The sequence below is a fragment of the Laceyella tengchongensis genome (assembly GCF_900182735.1).
Taxonomy (GTDB): Bacteria; Bacillota; Bacilli; order Thermoactinomycetales; family Thermoactinomycetaceae; genus Laceyella; species Laceyella tengchongensis.
Map to the genome: position 1 here is coordinate 40,364 of NZ_FXTU01000011.1, position 16,350 is coordinate 56,713.

The 16,350-nt window shown below is 49.1% G+C and carries 15 protein-coding genes; 11 read left to right on the plus strand and 4 right to left on the minus strand.

Translation table 11 applies throughout. The features are described 5' to 3' along the window. Nucleotides 1-137: 137 nt before the first annotated feature. From codY to QQZ12_RS15635, 9 genes are all read left to right on the plus strand, one after another. Nucleotides 138-917: a GTP-sensing pleiotropic transcriptional regulator CodY gene (gene codY, locus QQZ12_RS15595; RefSeq protein ID WP_022735660.1), complete on the plus strand. Its 780-nt coding sequence runs from the start codon at nucleotides 138-140 to the stop codon at nucleotides 915-917. A 550-nt stretch (nucleotides 918-1,467) separates the two neighbouring features. After that, nucleotides 1,468-3,276, plus strand: a complete 1,809-nt coding sequence (locus QQZ12_RS15600; RefSeq protein ID WP_102993746.1) for an ABC transporter ATP-binding protein — start codon at nucleotides 1,468-1,470, stop codon at nucleotides 3,274-3,276. After that, nucleotides 3,269-3,670 carry an ATP-binding protein gene (locus QQZ12_RS15605; RefSeq protein ID WP_102991427.1) on the plus strand — a complete coding sequence of 134 codons (402 nt, stop codon included), beginning with the start codon at nucleotides 3,269-3,271 and terminating at the stop codon, nucleotides 3,668-3,670. Before QQZ12_RS15600 ends, QQZ12_RS15605 begins: the two co-directional genes overlap by 8 nt. A gap of 544 nt (nucleotides 3,671-4,214) precedes the next feature. After that, nucleotides 4,215-5,174 (plus strand): heme o synthase, encoded by a 960-nt coding sequence (gene cyoE, locus QQZ12_RS15610; RefSeq protein WP_054095615.1) that lies wholly within the window; start codon nucleotides 4,215-4,217, stop codon nucleotides 5,172-5,174. A 130-nt stretch (nucleotides 5,175-5,304) separates the two neighbouring features. Continuing rightward, nucleotides 5,305-6,288 (plus strand): cytochrome c oxidase subunit II, encoded by a 984-nt coding sequence (coxB, locus tag QQZ12_RS15615; protein WP_102991428.1) that lies wholly within the window; start codon nucleotides 5,305-5,307, stop codon nucleotides 6,286-6,288. A 69-nt stretch (nucleotides 6,289-6,357) separates the two neighbouring features. Next, entirely contained in the window at nucleotides 6,358-8,277 is a 1,920-nt protein-coding gene (gene ctaD, locus QQZ12_RS15620; RefSeq protein WP_284724647.1) for a cytochrome c oxidase subunit I, read from the plus strand. After that, a complete protein-coding gene (locus tag QQZ12_RS15625; RefSeq protein ID WP_022735667.1) occupies nucleotides 8,277-8,900 on the plus strand; it encodes a cytochrome (ubi)quinol oxidase subunit III in 624 nt (207 codons plus the stop codon). Before ctaD ends, QQZ12_RS15625 begins: the two co-directional genes overlap by 1 nt. Nucleotides 8,901-8,903: 3 nt before the next feature. Then, a complete protein-coding gene (locus QQZ12_RS15630) occupies nucleotides 8,904-9,209 on the plus strand; it encodes a cytochrome C oxidase subunit IV family protein (protein WP_284724648.1) in 306 nt (101 codons plus the stop codon). A gap of 523 nt (nucleotides 9,210-9,732) precedes the next feature. Continuing rightward, nucleotides 9,733-10,446: a hypothetical protein gene (locus QQZ12_RS15635; RefSeq protein ID WP_102991431.1), complete on the plus strand. Its 714-nt coding sequence runs from the start codon at nucleotides 9,733-9,735 to the stop codon at nucleotides 10,444-10,446. A gap of 50 nt (nucleotides 10,447-10,496) precedes the next feature. Here the strand turns inward: QQZ12_RS15635 and QQZ12_RS15640 are convergent, their stop codons facing one another. Continuing rightward, nucleotides 10,497-10,724, minus strand: coding sequence for a hypothetical protein (locus QQZ12_RS15640; protein ID WP_102991432.1), 228 nt, complete (start codon nucleotides 10,722-10,724; stop codon nucleotides 10,497-10,499). 323 nt (nucleotides 10,725-11,047) lie between these two features. Here QQZ12_RS15640 and QQZ12_RS15645 point away from each other — a divergent pair, with 323 nt between their 5' ends. Next, on the plus strand, nucleotides 11,048-11,200 hold the full coding sequence (locus QQZ12_RS15645; protein ID WP_154987861.1) for a hypothetical protein: 153 nt from the start codon (nucleotides 11,048-11,050) through the stop codon (nucleotides 11,198-11,200). A 7-nt stretch (nucleotides 11,201-11,207) separates the two neighbouring features. On the opposite strand, the gene QQZ12_RS15650 is transcribed toward QQZ12_RS15645, so the two are convergent. The 3 genes from QQZ12_RS15650 to QQZ12_RS15660 all read right to left on the minus strand — a co-directional run bounded on the left by QQZ12_RS15650 (nucleotide 11,208) and on the right by QQZ12_RS15660 (nucleotide 14,273). Continuing rightward, entirely contained in the window at nucleotides 11,208-12,257 is a 1,050-nt protein-coding gene (locus QQZ12_RS15650) for an alpha/beta fold hydrolase (RefSeq protein ID WP_102991433.1), read from the minus strand. Nucleotides 12,258-12,501: 244 nt separating this feature from the next. Beyond that, entirely contained in the window at nucleotides 12,502-12,885 is a 384-nt protein-coding gene (locus tag QQZ12_RS15655; RefSeq protein WP_102991434.1) for a globin domain-containing protein, read from the minus strand. Between the two features lie 89 nt (nucleotides 12,886-12,974). After that, a complete protein-coding gene (locus tag QQZ12_RS15660) occupies nucleotides 12,975-14,273 on the minus strand; it encodes a glutamate-1-semialdehyde 2,1-aminomutase (protein WP_284724649.1) in 1,299 nt (432 codons plus the stop codon). A gap of 199 nt (nucleotides 14,274-14,472) precedes the next feature. Here QQZ12_RS15660 and QQZ12_RS15665 point away from each other — a divergent pair, with 199 nt between their 5' ends. After that, nucleotides 14,473-16,323 carry a coiled-coil domain-containing protein gene (locus QQZ12_RS15665; RefSeq protein ID WP_284724650.1) on the plus strand — a complete coding sequence of 617 codons (1,851 nt, stop codon included), beginning with the start codon at nucleotides 14,473-14,475 and terminating at the stop codon, nucleotides 16,321-16,323. Nucleotides 16,324-16,350: the final 27 nt, after the last annotated feature.

The following is a 16,350-nucleotide window of genomic DNA, read 5'->3' on the forward strand; positions in this document are numbered from 1 at the left end:
TGGCGCATAATAGGTAAGTGTTGTTATGCTTTTCCTAACGAATCCCTAACAAGATCGTCCTGGAGCCCAATCGGACGTTAATGTGGACGGCTCAATAAACATACAAAGTGTATCAAATTTCTAGGAGGCATTTAGCAATGGATCTGTTAACGAAAACACGCCGCATCTCGAAAATTCTTCAAAGAAACGTAGGTCATCACTTGGTAGATTTCGATGAAGTCGCTCAAGCCTTGTGCGACATCATCGGCGCAAACACCTTCATCGTCAGCCCGGAAGGGAAAATGTTGGGTCTGGCCATCAACCATGAGGTAGAAAGCGAACGGATCACGCAGTACATCAAAACCCGCGAATTCCCAACCGATTATGCTAGACTGCTGATGGAAGTGGACAAAACGATGCCGAACGTGGGTGTTGATAGCCCTTACACCGCTTACCCAACAGAAATGAGCGACTTTTTCCGCCAAGGGTACACCACTTTGGTGCCCATCATCGGTGGTGGGGATCACTTGGGCACATTGGTGCTGTCCCGCCTGAACACGGAGTTTGGCGAAGATGATCTCATTCTGGGTGAATACGGCGCGACGGTCGTCGGGATGGAAATCCTGCGCGAACGTGCCGGGAAAGTGGAAGAGGAAGCACGCAGCCGTGCGGTGGTGCAATTGGCTATCAACTCCCTTTCCTTCAGTGAGTTGGAAGCAGCTGAGCACATCTTCAATGAATTGGATGGTCTGGAAGGGCTCCTGGTTGCGAGCAAAATTGCCGATCGCGTGGGTATTACCCGTTCGGTGATCGTAAACGCTCTGCGTAAATTAGAATCCGCTGGTGTCGTGGAATCCCGCTCTTTGGGGATGAAAGGTACCTATATCAAAATTCTCAACCCCAAATTGCTCCCGGCGCTGGAAAAAGCCCGTCACTGAAAGAAAGGCCCGAGCTCAATTTAGAGCTTTGGGCCTTTCTTTTTTGAATGAAAATTCAGGAATGTTGCGGTATAATGTGAGTAATTGTAGGGAAAGGGAAAGCGTCTTCAGGCCGTTTATACGGTCTTAAGGCGAGGGGGAGTCAAGCGACGGAATGAAGCCAAAAGAGATAGGGCGGATGGGGATCGCGATGGTTTTAATCGCGCTGTCCGTCGTGCTCGCATGTAAACGCATTGGCGGCCCAGCCGGGCACGAAAGTCATTATTGGTGATGTTTTTTGCATCGCTGAGAAGGATGGGTGGACAACCGCTCTTCATGCGGCGGAAGACTTTCTAACATCGGGACCGCTACGCGCGCCAGCCACGGTGCCAATCACTGAAAAAAGGCGAAGGCATTGTTTGTCGATTTGTCACAAAATGGTCAATGACCTTGCGCGACACGGACAAGTTCATACAGAGGAGTAGGCATTCCCGCCATTGTTCACATGCACGACCATTCCTTTGTTATAATGAGTACCGAGTCCATGTTCATTGTGCGGGAGTTGAATCAGATGGAGAGTATGCGGCGCTATCTCCAGTTTGTCAAGCCATATTGGAAAGAGATTGCGCTTACCATGGTGATCGGGATGATCAAGTTCGGCATCCCGTTGTTGATGCCGTTGCTTTTGAAATACGTGGTGGATGATCTGCTGCTTTCTCATTTGTCCAATCAAGACAAGTTGGAAAAACTCGCCTGGGTCATCGCCGGGGCCTTCTTTTTGTTTACCGTTGTGCGCGTACCGGTCGAGTATTATCGGCAATATTTCGCCCAGTGGACGGCGAGCAGGGTGTTGTATGACATCCGCAATCAACTATTTGACCATATTCAAAAGCTTTCATTGCGGTATTACCAAAACCAAAAAGTGGGCCAAATTATATCACGCGTGATCAATGATGTGGAGCAGACCAAAGAGTTTGTGATCACGGGAATGATGAATATCTGGCTCGATTCGGCGACCCTTTTGATCGCGATCGGGATGATGCTGTACATGGATCCCTTGATGACAGTGATCTCCCTCGTCATTTTTCCGTTTTATGGGGTGGCCGTGAAATATTTTTTCCAGAATTTGCGCCGGTTTACAAAAGAGCGTTCCCAAGCGCTGGCTGACTTGCAAGGCCATTTGCATGAGCGGCTACAAGGTGTTTCCGTGATTCGGGCCTTTCATTTGGAAGAGTACGAACAGGGGCAGTTTGAAAAAAGGAACAGGCATTTTCTCGACAAGGCGATGACGCACACGAAATGGGTGGCCAAAACGTTTGCCTCCATCAACACCTTGACGGATTTGGCGCCGATTGTTGTGATTGCGCTGTCCGCTTATTTTGTGGTTCAAGGAACGATGACGATTGGAGAAATGACCGCTTTTTATGGATATATGGGGCTGATTTATAATCCGATTCGGCGCCTTGTCAATTCATCAACCACATTGACACAAGCTTTCGCCTCGATGGACCGTGTATTTGAATTCATGGATGAACCCTATGAAATCACAGATCAACCGGGAGCGAAACCGATCTCTAGGGTGAAGGGGAGAATTGAGTTTCGCGGGGTGCGGTTTCGATATCACAAAGAACAGGATTGGATTTTAGATGGGATCGATTTGACGATCGAACCCGGACAGACAGTGGCGCTCGTCGGGCCAAGTGGGGGTGGGAAATCTTCCCTCATCTCGCTGATTCCTCGGTTTTATGACACCGCGGAGGGCGAGATTCGCATTGACGGCCACAATATCCGCGAAGTCACTTTAAAAAGTTTGCGGGGGCAAATAGGGTTGGTGTTGCAGGAGAACATTTTGTTTAGTGGTTCCGTCGCTGAAAACATCCGCATGGGCAACATCGACGCCACGGAGGAGGAAATTCGGGCCGCCGCCCGCGCCGCCAATGCCCATGAATTTATAGAGGGGTTGCCTGAAGGGTACCAGACGGAGATTGGCGAACGCGGCGTGAAGTTATCTGGGGGGCAAAAACAACGGATCGCCTTGGCAAGGGTCTTTTTAAAGAATCCTGCCATCCTGATTCTCGACGAAGCGACATCGGCCCTTGATTTGCAATCTGAACACCTCGTGCAGGAGTCACTAGATCGACTGGTAAAAGATCGAACAACCATCATTGTGGCTCATCGCCTCTCAACCATTACCCACGCCGACCAGATTCTGGTTGTCGATCAAGGGCGTGTGGTCGAACGGGGGACGCATGAAGAACTACTGAGAGAAAACGGCCTCTATGCCCAGCTGTTCAATGTGCAGCATTTGGGAAACAAACCGGAGGAGAATGGCAATGCAGAACAGGACGTAAGCGGTTTGATGGAGGGAAAACATGCGTAAAACATTCCAGATCAATTATGAGTGGGATATTGTGCACATTCGTAGCGAAGTGCGAGAAATGGCACGTGAAATGGGTTTTGATGAATTGGATCAAGCGCGCATCGTCCAATCGGTTTCGGAGCTGGCGCGCAATGTGATTCAATATGCCGACCATGGCAATATTTTGGTTGAGGCTGTAGAAGAGGAAGAGCTACGGGGGATCAAGGTGCAGGTGCAGGACGCGGGGCCCGGTATCGCCAACTTCGATGAAATCACTAAAGGGAAGAAGCAAACCTTCGGTGAGACATCGGGGTTGCAACATGTGGGCATGCTGATGGATGAAATGAAGCAGATTCCCGTAGATTCAGGCACTTGTGTGGAAGTGATCAAATGGCTGAATACATGCAAGCATTAAAATGAAAAATAGATGTATCCAGGCTGCTTTCTTTGATGGAGAGCAGCTTTTTTCACCAAATGGACTGGCTTAACTTGGCTGAATTTGAAAAAAATGGGTCGAGATCGGCAGTGAAAGGCGGGTTCCACCCCCGATTGACTGCTTCTCAAAAATTGTTCACATATATGTCAACTTTCTACCGGGAGCTTCGATTAGACTATTGAATAAGGAAGTTTGTGAAGAGAATCGCAAGAAGAAGGCAATAATACTGGTAAATATTGATTTGTTGCCTTCAACGCGTTGTTACCCACGCTTGCATCCCACTTTGCGATCAACTAAAATGATGATGGTATCAAGCATGGCTATTGACATTTCTCAAACCCAATAATTGAGAAATGGAATGTAATATCATAGGGTCGATAAGCCTATGGGGTTACATTTTTTTGTGTGTTAAAGCCAATTATATTCTGCACGAACAACATGGAGTGGTGCGCTTGAACCATTTTTGTCCGTGTGAAAACGTTTAACTTGGCTTCGAGGTTTCTTGGTTGGAAAGGAGGTCTGTATGGTGGAACGATCTGTGCCTCAGCAATCAGCTGCTGAACCGATTCTCGAATCGATCGAAGCGGCTTCAAGGGCAACTTGGCGCGACTTTGTGCAAGTGACCAAACCGGGCATCAATAAAAGCAATTTGTTTGCTACCTTTGCCGGGTATTTGCTAGCGGCGAGGTTTGCGTTGTTCGACTGGAGCACGCTGGTGTTCACCCTCTTGGGCACGGCATTGGTCATAGCGGGCGGATGCGCGATCAATAACTATTATGACCGTGACATCGACCCATTAATGGAGCGTACCAAGTCTAGGCCCGTACCGGATGGAAGGCTAAAACCGAAGACGGTCCTGTGGTATGGAACCCTATTAACTGTGTTAGGGACGCTCGCGCTCGCCTTTGGGGTGAATCTCTTAAGCGCTGCCTTGGCATTGGTCGGGTTTGGGGTTTATGTATTCATTTACACCATGTGGTTGAAGCGCACAAGCACGTGGAATACAGTCATTGGCGGTGTGTGCGGCTCCGTCCCTCCGATGCTAGGTTGGGTCGCAGTGACCAATTCGCTTGATTTGAATGCCTGGGCGCTCTTTTTGATTCTGTTTATGTGGCAGCCTCCGCACTTTTATGCGCTGGCGATACTGAAAGAAGATGACTATCGCCGAGCGGGCATTCCGATGCTTCCTGTTGTTAAAGGGTTGAAGGAGACCAAGAAACAGACGTTGATCTTTACGCTATTATTGATCCCATCATCCGTATTGCTCTTTATGACCGGTGCCGGCAGTTGGTTCTATCTGATCTGTGCCCTGGTGCTGGGTGGTGTGTATGTCGCTTTGGCTATCAAGGGGTTTTATACAGATGATCAAGTAAAATGGTCAAAGCAGATGTTTTTCTACTCCTTGATTTATTTGACAACGATTCTCTTGGTCATGATGTTGGATGTGGTCATTACAGAAGGCATCGCAATGCTAACAAAATAGAAACAGTGCTTATAAATAGCTTGATATAGATTTCTTTTGCACTGTGAATTCAGTGATCCGTCCCGCTGTTTACGTTGGGGCGGGTCAAGTTAACAGAAAGTGAGGTTTGATCGTGGTGAGTCGACAAGGAATGTGGCGAGTATTGACAGTGCTGTTGCTCGCGACTTTGGTCCTCTCTGGATGCCAAGGCCATGACAGTTTAAACGTTTTGGACCCATCCGGTTCTGCGGGACAAAAGCAACTTGACCTCATCAAGTGGAGTTTCTTCCTCATGTGTGGGGTTTTTGCAGTGGTAATTACGATCTTTATCTATGTTCTTATCCGCTTTAGAAAACGCAAAGGCATAGATGTGATGCCGGAACAGACTCATGGTAGCAACACTCTTGAGATCATTTGGACTGTCATACCGATCATCTTGTTGGCGGTGTTGGCAGTGCCAACGGTGACATACACCTTTGATTTGGCGGATATGCCTCGCGAAGAAGATTCCATCAAGGTAAAAGTGACTGGCTATCAATATTGGTGGGAGTTCCAATATGAAGGAATGAACATCAAAACCGCTCAGGAATTACATATTCCTGTAGGCAAAAAAGTTCATTTAGAAATTCATGGTAAAGATGTATTGCACTCTTTCTGGGTGCCCGCACTTGGCGGTAAAACGGACGTAATTCCCGGTCGTGTTAACACGATGTGGCTGGACGCGAAAAAACCGGGCGTATACCAAGGGAAATGTGCGGAGTTGTGTGGTGCAGGACATGCTCTGATGGATTTCAAAGTCATCGCTGAAGAACAGGCTGACTTCGACAAATGGGTAGCGCAAATGCAAAAGCCTGCCGTAGCGCAAACGGCATCCCAAAAAGAAGGCGAAAAGATCTTCATGCAAAACTGTTTGGGTTGCCATGCTGGCACCAACCCACGCATTATTGGCCCGGACTTGAACAAGTTTGGTACACGCACGACCATTGCTGGTATTTTGCCGCATGATGAGCAGAACTTGAAAAAATGGCTCAAAGATCCAACAAGTGTCAAACCTGGCACACTCATGCCGAAAATTGACTACTTGGAGCCGAAAGAAATGGACGCGTTGGTTGATTACCTGATGAACCGTAAGTAATTTTTTGACTTACGGCCCTGACTGACAACAAATCATTTTGAACATCTCGTTTAAGAAGGAGGGAACACCATGGGGACGCTTATCGTGCTAATCGTCTTTGCTTTGTTCATCACGGCGATTTTAACGGGTGGCTATAACAAGGAGGCCATCGAAAAATTCAAGAAGAGCAAAGCATGGGATTGGCTCACCACGGTGGACCATAAAAAGATTGGGATAATGTATTTCATCTCGGGTTTCTTGTTCTTCCTCATCGGTGGTATCGAAGCAATCTTCATGCGGATGCAGTTGATTGTTCCGCATAACGACCTGTTTGTGGGAGATACCTTTAACCAACTGTTGACCATGCACGGCACGACAATGATCTTCTTGGCAGCGATGCCGTTGCTTTTCGGTCTGATGAATGCCGTGATTCCGTTGCAAATCGGGGCGCGCGACGTTGCGTTTCCGTTTTTGAACGCACTTGGTTTCTGGCTGTTTACAGCAGGGGGACTTCTTCTCAACCTGAGCTGGATCTTTGGCGGAGCGCCTGATGCAGGGTGGACGTCTTATACCACGCTCGCATTGAATGATTATAGCCCAGGACCTGGGGTAGACTATTATGTGTTGGGCTTGCAGATTTCCGGTATCGGTACGTTGATCGGTGGTTTGAACTTCATTGTCACCGTCATCAACATGCGTGCTCCGGGCATGACTTTCTTGAGAATGCCGATGTTCACATGGACTTCGTTTATTGCTTCAGCACTGATCCTGTTCTCCTTCCCGGCGCTGACGGTAGGTCTGTTGCTGTTGATGTTCGACCGGTTGTTCGGAGCCAACTTCTTTGACCACGTCATGGGCGGTAGCTCCGTGATCTGGCAGCACTTGTTCTGGATCTTCGGTCACCCGGAAGTGTATATCGTGATTTTGCCGGCTTTCGGTATCATGTCGGAAGTTATCAGCACGTTCTCCAAAAAGCGTTTGTTCGGTTACACCTCCATGGTGTTCGCAACCGTGGTAATCGGCTTCTTGGGCTTCATGGTTTGGGTACACCATATGTTCACTGTGGGCTTGGGTCCATGGTCCAACTCGGTGTTCGCGGTGGCGACGATGACCATCGCCGTGCCAACCGGGATCAAGGTGTTCAACTGGCTATTTACTATGTGGGGCGGGCAAATCCGGTTTAAGACAGCTATGCTGTTTGCCGTAGGTTTTATCCCCACCTTCGTGATGGGTGGGATGACAGGGGTCATGCTGGCGTTGCCACCTGCTGACTTCCAGTATCAAGACAGTTACTTCGTTGTTGCGCACTTCCACTACGTGCTTGTTGGTGGTACGGTCATGGGTATCTTTGCAGGTGCCTATTACTGGTGGCCGAAAATGTTCGGTAAGATGCTGAATGAGACGTTGGGTAAAATCCATTTCTGGACGTTCCTGATTGGTTTCCATCTCACCTTCTTCCCGCAACATTTCTTGGGATTGTTCGGGATGCCACGTCGGGTGTTCACTTACCAAGCCAATGTGGGCCTGGAACAGTTGAACCTGCTCAGCACCATCGGGACGATCGGTATGGTGATCGGTACGTTGGCGTTCGTTTTCAACATTGTGATCACCTTCAAGAAAGGTGCGAAGGCTCCGGCCGATCCATGGGACGGACGTACGTTGGAATGGTCGATCTCTTCACCAGCTCCAGAGTACAACTTTGCACAATTGCCATTGGTTCGTGGTTATGACGCATGGTTTATGGAGAAGCAAGCGGGCAATAAAGAAATGCCGGCGGCTGAACCACTCGGTTCGATTCATATGCCATCTCCATCTTTCATTCCGCTATTGATGTCGATCGGATTCTTCGTCTCTGGGTTTGGTTTCGTGGCCCGCGGCGACTATTCGATGGGGATTCTGGGCTTGATCATTGTGTTCATCGCTATGTTTATGCGCTCGTTTGATCAAGATCACGGCTATCATATCGAACCGCATGAAATCGAAGAAGCGAATAAGGGGGTTAAGGCATAATGGCAGCACAAACCGAAGTGAAGGCAAACCCCAATATGCCTAACCATCTGGAAACGGCAACCTTGGACGGTAAGAATAAAGTGCTTGGTTTCTGGCTCTTCTTGGGAGCAGAGACGGTGTTGTTCGCTTGCTTGTTCGGGACATATCTCGCCCTGCGCAATCAAACGATGGGCGGCCCGGACGGACAAGAGTTGTTTGACTTGAAATTGGTTGCCGCAGCAACGGCCATCCTGCTGACCAGTAGCTTGACCAGCGTATTGGCCATGATGAAGATGAACCAGCTGAATTACAAAGCGATGCAATTGTGGTTGGGCATTACCGTGTTGCTCGGTGCTTCGTTCTTGGGTCTGGAGATTTACGAGTTCATTCACTATGTCCATGAAGGGCACACGTTTATGAGCAGCGCGTTCGGTTCTTCGTTCTATGCGCTGGTCGGCACGCACGGCGCGCACGTTACATTCGGGATCATTTGGATCTCCACGCTGATGATTCAAGCGGCTAAACGGGGTATCACCAAGGAGACGGCTCCCAAGCTGTTTGTATCCAGCCTTTATTGGCACTTTATCGACGTAGTCTGGGTCTTCATTTTCAGTTTGGTATACTTGCTCGGAAAGGTGGGTTAAGCGGTGGCACAGCAACCTAACACATCCAACCATGCTCCATCGGGTAGTCCTGAGAGCGCGACAAAACACGTCTTGTCGTTTTTGCTGATGATTGCCCTGACGGTAGTAGCGTTTGCTCTTGTGATGTATGATATTGTTCCGACGAACATGATTCTGCCGCTGATCCTTGTCTTGGCTACGATTCAAGTGTTCTTGCAACTTTTCACCTTTATGCATTTGAATCAAAAAGGGACCGCGTTTTACACGATCTTTATGGTTGCAGGCATTGTGATTGCGGTGGTTTCTGCTGTGGGAATCATCCTGATGTAGCGATCAAGGCCCTTCCGTCCAAAGCGGACGAGAAGGGCTTTTTGTTTTGATTGCCGCATCCGTCGGTGTTTTTCGTGTCACTCCGTTTATCTTGGGTGACGGGATGGAGGGACGCGGCTTAGGGAGTGTCTGATGAATAGGACAGCGGCTCCAAAACCATTTTCTCATTCGCTTCACTTGTGCATCGGCACTCCTCGAGAAAAGGTTTTTCCGCCGTCGCTTCTTCCCCACCAACTTGATTTGCCAGACACACCCTAGCCGTTTTAGCATCTGCTACTTTAAATCGATTTGGCTTGTCAAAACAGCCCTTGCGTTACGCATTCTTGATATGAGGTTGTGTGTGTGTCGTTAGTCCAGTGATCACCCATCCTGCGTCTTTTTTGAGTATAGGTATAGGAATGCTTAGGTTTTAAAAAATAATTGCGATCTGTTTTGTACGAATCTCGTTTATTTTGCATGATTTAAACGTTATCATAAATGGTGAATCTTATCACTTTGAACCAACAATTGAGGGATGTACACCATGTTGTCAACTTGGTTTGGAAAGAGAGAGCTAAATGACGTTTCCGTGGTGAGAAGGTTTGAGTTGTCTGAAGGTCTGGGGCTGGGTGCGGTGACCGGATTGGGATACTTCGCAGCTTATTTGTCGGAAAGTGCCTACAAAGCTTATTTCGGTTTACCTTCGCTTTATGCCGACATCAGTTTGAATGCCATTGTTTTAGCGATGTCTTGCATTGTGGTAGTGGGTTTGTTGTTTTGGGTGTTCACGCAACATGATCATTTGCGACGAACGGGCCAGTATTTGTTGCCGGTATTGCTACCGCTTTCGGTCGGGTTCATGTTGGGATTAAAACTAGATTTTCGAGTGGAGCAATCTTTGTTGCTGATTGTTTTTTATCTGCTCTTGTTCATTCTTTTTATGGCGGCGTTGTTTATCTTAGCAGTGTACAAACAGTGGGTTTCGGCAGGGGCTTTATTCATTGTGATCATGATGTCCGTCTCCAGCGCCAGCGGATATTTGGTGGCTTCCAACCAAGTGGAATATTTGGTTGTGCGGAAAGGAAACGCCACCTATGCAGTGGTGGATGTGTATAAAGAGTCGCTGGTGTTGATGCCTGTTGATCTCAAAAAACGCACCGTCAAGCCGGAGTATCTCTTTGTCGATCACAAGACAGAGATACAATCGGCCATGCAGTTGCAAAAGAAGAGAATTGGTCCATTGACGCTCGAGCAATGAAAAAATACAGCGCACAGCCTAGATTTGCGCGAAATCGGCTGTCCGCTGTTTTATTTGGTTTCAGGGAAAAAAGCCGAGCTTTCGATGGTTCGGTATTTGCGCGACACTTGGGTGTCTACATATTGCTTCCACATCCGCTTGGCGCAGTCGGTCGAACAGATCGGCGATTCAAAGCTGATTTCCACATACCGTGCTTCGTTGCCACAGATGGAACAAGGAGCGGTCTCGACTGCAGGGACGAGCAAGTCTTCTGTTTGCAAAGATTTGGTTGGTTTCAAATCATTCTCTCCTTTCCAGTATGGTGGTGCAGTTATCCATAATCTGCAAAAGAGGAGAAACGTGATTCACGTTCATGTTTCTACTAACTATTTTCTCATAAAATCTTGAATTTCTAAAGTCTATTTCCATCTGATTATGCATTGTTTTAAAAAAATGGCGGTATAGATGTTGAAATGGCGGGGATTTGCGCTGTTTTTTTCCATATTTACCCTTTTGGGTGAATACCCAGAACCAGAACCATCTCTGGCACCTTCTTGAGATGTGATTGCGATGATGAAACATGGTTTTCAGTCATAAAAATAGAATCATACGGGGAGGATGTTTGGATGAGGTGATAGCCAAGTGGAAGCGTTGCGCAGAGAGCTTGATGGGGAAATCGTGGGATGATGGGATTTTCGGGGTGGTGTTCGAGCCGTTTCACCAGGCTCGCCGCAATGATATGAATATTCCATCTATTGCGGCGAGCGAATATTGAAACGGGGTTAACCTGACTGGGCGATGCCAAGGGGACTTTTCAGCCGCAACAGATCCTTTTGCTTATGGATAAGCAATTCTTCCTTGATTCGCAACATCGTGATCAAAAAAGACGATGGTTCCTCCAGATGGGGGCAGTGAGCTGAGTTTTCAAACCAAATTAAGTCCTTGGCAGGCGCGGATAGATGGTCGAAAAAACGCTGTTGTAATTCATGGGGAGAGAGATAGTCATATTTGCCCACGCATAAATAGACAGGGATTGAAAGCGTTTGCACGTCGTCAAAGAGGTTGGTGCGCATAATCTCTCGACCGATACTGCGCATGTGCAGGCGCATCCCCTTATAATAGCGCCACCAATCGAGAAGTGTGTATTCCGTGGAAAAGAAGCCGCGCAACAAGAAACGGAAAATGCTCCCTTTTCTCACATCTCCTCCGAAGCGGGAGACCCATTTGTGGTGTGCGTACAGGTCGCGTGTGCGCTTGTAAGGGGGGTACCCCAGCCGTTGCAATGCGGATATGGCCCGCCGTTTTTCCAATTGCCGCGCGTGGATCAGCACATGCTGGTAGGAGATGAGTTCCCCTTTTTCCACATTGCTCAACTGGCCAATGCCGATATAGGCGTGAAGAAGCTCTGGATGTTTTTGGGCGAAAAGTATCCCGAGGATGCTTCCCCAGGAATGGCCAGCCAAAAAGACGCGTTTCTGGTTGAAGCGAGTCAGCAAGTATTGAATCAATTCATATATATCGTCAATATGTTGCTGAATGGTCATGTCCGCTTTTAACAGCCGTGGGGAGAATGATTTCCCTGTGCCGCGCATGTCCCAGTTCACAACCAAAAAATGTTTTTCCAGCTCTTGTTGATAATGGCGGGCAAAACCAATTTGGGCAAAACCGGGTCCCCCATGCAGAAACAACAGCAACGGATGGCTTTGATCCCGTCCGCGAACCATGATGGTCTGCTCCTGCCCACCCAGTATGATTTTTTCAATTGTAGCAACACTGCCCTCAATTTTTCTTTTCTTCAAGTCGAAAAATTGGGGGGTTCTACTCTTAAACATGAAATTCCCACCTTTTTGAGCGATTTTGCAGAAGTTTGGTTTGGGGATAAAATATTCTCTGTTTTCTACTTATTTCCTTCAAGAACTGGATAAATTTTGTCTCCTTGCCGAGAAATGTGCGAAAGGCAATAGCGCAGAGGAAAGGTGAAAGGAGAAAAATCGTCCATGGTGGTGTGCCAGCGCCGAACAGCGGGAAAATAAAAAGAGAACACGCCGCGGATGGTTGCGGGCGTGTCCCCAAGGGTTATTGATCTTCTGTATTGACCATATGGTGCGCCGCCATAACTAGCCGCGCCCACAGTGAATCGCGGACTTCTCCCTGAACCCCAGCCTCGTTCAATGCTTCGCTCATGCAAGCTAACCATGCTTCTGCGCGGGCGGGGGTGATAGGGAAGGGGAGATGCCGCGCCCTAAGCATCGGATGGCCGTATTTCTCCGAATACAGGGGAGGGCCACCCAAAAATTGCGTGAGAAACAACCTCTGTTTTTCCATCACAGGTGTGATGTCCTCAGGAAAAATCGGCTTCAGCAAGGGATGCGCCTGCACTCGTGGGTAGAAAGCCTCCACGATCGCGCGTACCGTTTTTGCGCCGCCGATGGCTTCGTAGGGTGTTTTCGTTTGATCCATTATGTACACCTCCTAACAGGGCGACCAGAGCAGGCCCTAATCCTATGTTGCCTTATATGCTAGCGCTTTTTGCGTCACCGCAACTCCTCTCAGTGAGAGGGTTTCATCTTTTTGAACGCTCGTTCTACGGCGCGCACAGTGAATTGGATGTCTTCTTCGCTATGGGCGGTGGTGAGGAACCAAGCTTCATATTTGGATGGGGCCAAATAGACGCCTTCTTCAAGCATCAAACGGAAAAACTGGCCGAACAGCTCACCGTCAGCTCGCTTCGCGCCTTCATAATCCGTCACCTGCTCTTCGGTGAAGTAGACGGTGAACGCTCCTCCTACCCGGTTCAGGCTGATCGTGATGCCATGTTTCTTAGCCAAGCGCTTAATCTCGTCTGCCAAGGTTTTGCCCATTTGATCCAGCCGTTCGTAAGTCCCGGGTTGTTTGAGGGTTTCAACACAGGCGATTCCGGCGGCGATGGAGAGAGGATTGCCAGCCATGGTTCCGGCTTGGTACATCGGTCCCATCGGTGAGACTTTTTCCATGATGTGCCGTTTGCCACCATAGGCGCCGATGGGCAGGCCGCCGCCGATGATTTTGCCGAGGGCGGTCAAATCGGGCTCGACACCGTACATGGTTTGGACGCCGCCGTAGTGGAAGCGGAAGCCGGTGATCACTTCATCATAGATCACAAGCGCGCCCGCTTCATGAGCCAGCTTGTTTACTGTTTGCAGAAAGCCAGGGTTAGGCGGAACGATGCCGAAGTTGCCAACCAAAGGTTCCACCAAGACCGCCGCGATCTCATCGCCCCAATGGTCGAGCGCTTCTTGCAAGGTGTCGATCCGGTTGTACGGGACTGTGATCACTTCTTGCGCGATGCTGGCGGGAACCCCTGCGCTGTCGGGCGTGCCGAGTGTGGAAGGCCCAGAACCGGCGGCGACTAGCACCAAGTCGGAGTGCCCGTGATAGCAACCGGCGAATTTTAGTATCTTGTTGCGGCCGGTGTAGGCGCGGGCCAAGCGGATGGTGGTCATCACCGCTTCGGTGCCACTATTGACGAAGCGAATCTGTTCCATGGTCGGGATCGCTTCACGGAGCATAGTGGCGAACTGCACTTCTTTTTGCGTAGGTGTGCCATACAACACGCCGGCAGAAGCCGTTTCGATGATGGCGGCAGTCACGACAGGATGAGCGTGACCCAAGATGATGGGGCCGAATGCGGCCAAATAATCGATGTATCGGTTTCCGTCCTCATCCCAGAAGTATGGTCCTTGCGCTTTTTTCATAAAAATGGGCGTGCCGTTGCCCACAGCACGAAAAGACCGTGATGGACTGTTCACACCGCCCACGATCACATCGCACGCTTCATTATATAATTGAATAGAACGGTCGATTTTCAATAGCACTTCCTCCTTTATTCCATCTTTGTCAATTGTAACGCTGTTTTTCCATACTGCCTAGGCTTCGAGGCGCAAGACTTGTTGTTGTCTCAACGTTTACACCTGTGATATTCTCAGATTGGGAAAATATACGGTTTTTACGGATTGTAAGAATATAACTTGGTTGTTGGAATTGGGAAGAAATGTTTGGAGGCGAAGAATGTTGTCGTTTTTTGGAGTGGGTGAAATATACCGAAATGGTTATCGGGTAGAACATGTCGTAAAATTTTTTGATGGGGAACTCGCGGTGGCTCGCAAAGACGACCAACGGTTTTATTTGCAATCCGCAATGTTACAGAAGCAAGCCCCTTCGCGGGCGATTCAGCAATACCGCACTTTGCACCATCCGCTTGTGCTTCCGTATGACGAAGTATATACAGAAGAGCGCTCCATCGTATTCATTCGACCTTATGAGGCGATTCACCCGCTGCGTGAAGTAATTTCTTCGCGGGAGGTTGATGAAGATCAAGTGGTCGAGTGGGGGCGTCAGCTACTTTCTTTGGAAATCGAGTTGAAGTCCAAGCCCATGCCCATGTATTTGTTGTTGGATCCGCGCAACATTGGGCTAAACGACCGGGATGAATTACGTGTACTTTTTTGCGGATTGGAACAGATTACGGCCCAATCGCGCACATTGGATTGGGGTTCGTTTTTTTTCAGCCTGCTTTCAGGTCAGTACTTGGAGGAGCCGTTGGACAAAATGCCAGCCGACTTTCCTTGTTCCAAGCCCATGTCCAGGCTGATCCAGCGTAGCTTGAAAAAACAATCGCCTGAGTCGGTGCTGTCCCAGATTGATGCGTACAAGAAAAAGCAGAAGCAGGGCGGGGGGTTTTTCGATTTCTTGTTCGGCTCGACAAAAGAGGAAACCAAACCGCGACCGAAAAAAGTGGAAGCGCAAGCCGCTAAAGAACAGCCGGTGCCGAAGCAACAGAAGGATGAGGAACCGTCCCCGGTTACCGAAACGCCCGCGGCCCCCGCGGACAACAGAGAAGAACAGGAACAGCTCTATCGCAAGTTGGAAGAAGAGCGCCTAGAGCAGTTGCGCTTGGAGTTTGAGCGGCGCCAAGAGGAGCTGTTGCGGAAACAACGGGAAGAATTGGAGCGCAAACAACAGGAGCTCTTGGAAAAGCAACGTCAGGAGTTTGAACAAAAAGAGCGGGAGCTTTTGGCCAAGCAGAAAGAAGAGTTTAAGCAACGCATCACTGAACCAGAAGAACAAGAAAGCTGGGAACGTGAGCAAGAAGAGAAAGAGCGGCTCGAGCAAGAGAAAAAAGAACAAGAGAGACTAGAACAAGAGCGCCTCGAGCAGGAGATAAAAGAGCAAGAGCGGTTGGAGGAAGAAAAGCGCAAGCGTGAGGAGGCGGAGCGCGCCCGGCAGGAAGAAGAGCGCCGTGCCTGGGAGCAGCGTGAACGCGAACGGATTGAGAAAGAGCAAGAGGACCGTGTGCAAGCCGAATTAGAAAAGCTGAAGCAGGAACGACTGGAGTGGGAGAAGAAGCGGCAGGAGCTGGAACGCAAAGAGGAGGAGCTCAAGGAGCGCTTGCAAAAGGAATTTGAAGTGTTGGCGCAAAAGCTCTTGGAAAAACAAGAAGAAGAATTCCGGCGGCGCCAAGAAGAGATGCTCAAAGCCCAACGGGAACTCCTGGAGAGCAAGACCAAGGAACGATTGGAGAAACAGCGGGAGGAGCTTGAACAGACATCCAAGCGTTACCTGATCACTCCGCAACACACCAAACCGCGCGCAAGCCTGTTTGATTTATTGCCCAAGGATCATCAGTTAAAGGGCAAGCCACAGAGCGAAGCGGAGCCAACGCCGCCGGCGGAGGAACAACCAGAACAGGTTGATCCGCAACCACCGGTAGCCGAAGCCAAGCAGGAAAAAGAAAAGCGAGGCAGCGAGGAGAAAGCCAGCTTGCGCCAGGAGAAGTTGGAGCGTGAAAGCCAGGAGCAAGATCAGTTGGCATTGCAGTTTGAAGAATATATGAAGCAGATGATGGGCGATGAGTCTTAAGCCGCCCAGTCTCTCCCTTTTTTACCA

What these genes read in the sequence shown, in the direction of transcription:
- codY (WP_022735660.1), top strand. Translation starts at nt 138, where the DNA reads ATGGATCTGTTAACGAAAACACGCCGCATCTCGAAAATTCTTCAAAGA.
- QQZ12_RS15625 (WP_022735667.1), top strand. Translation starts at nt 8,277, where the DNA reads ATGGCAGCACAAACCGAAGTGAAGGCAAACCCCAATATGCCTAACCAT.
- QQZ12_RS15650 (WP_102991433.1), bottom strand. Translation starts at nt 12,257, where the DNA reads ATGTTTAAGAGTAGAACCCCCCAATTTTTCGACTTGAAGAAAAGAAAA.
- cyoE (WP_054095615.1), top strand. Translation starts at nt 4,215, where the DNA reads ATGGTGGAACGATCTGTGCCTCAGCAATCAGCTGCTGAACCGATTCTC.
- QQZ12_RS15655 (WP_102991434.1), bottom strand. Translation starts at nt 12,885, where the DNA reads ATGGATCAAACGAAAACACCCTACGAAGCCATCGGCGGCGCAAAAACG.
- ctaD (WP_284724647.1), top strand. Translation starts at nt 6,358, where the DNA reads ATGGGGACGCTTATCGTGCTAATCGTCTTTGCTTTGTTCATCACGGCG.
- QQZ12_RS15605 (WP_102991427.1), top strand. Translation starts at nt 3,269, where the DNA reads ATGCGTAAAACATTCCAGATCAATTATGAGTGGGATATTGTGCACATT.
- QQZ12_RS15665 (WP_284724650.1), top strand. Translation starts at nt 14,473, where the DNA reads ATGTTGTCGTTTTTTGGAGTGGGTGAAATATACCGAAATGGTTATCGG.
- coxB (WP_102991428.1), top strand. Translation starts at nt 5,305, where the DNA reads ATGTGGCGAGTATTGACAGTGCTGTTGCTCGCGACTTTGGTCCTCTCT.
- QQZ12_RS15635 (WP_102991431.1), top strand. Translation starts at nt 9,733, where the DNA reads ATGTTGTCAACTTGGTTTGGAAAGAGAGAGCTAAATGACGTTTCCGTG.
- QQZ12_RS15600 (WP_102993746.1), top strand. Translation starts at nt 1,468, where the DNA reads ATGGAGAGTATGCGGCGCTATCTCCAGTTTGTCAAGCCATATTGGAAA.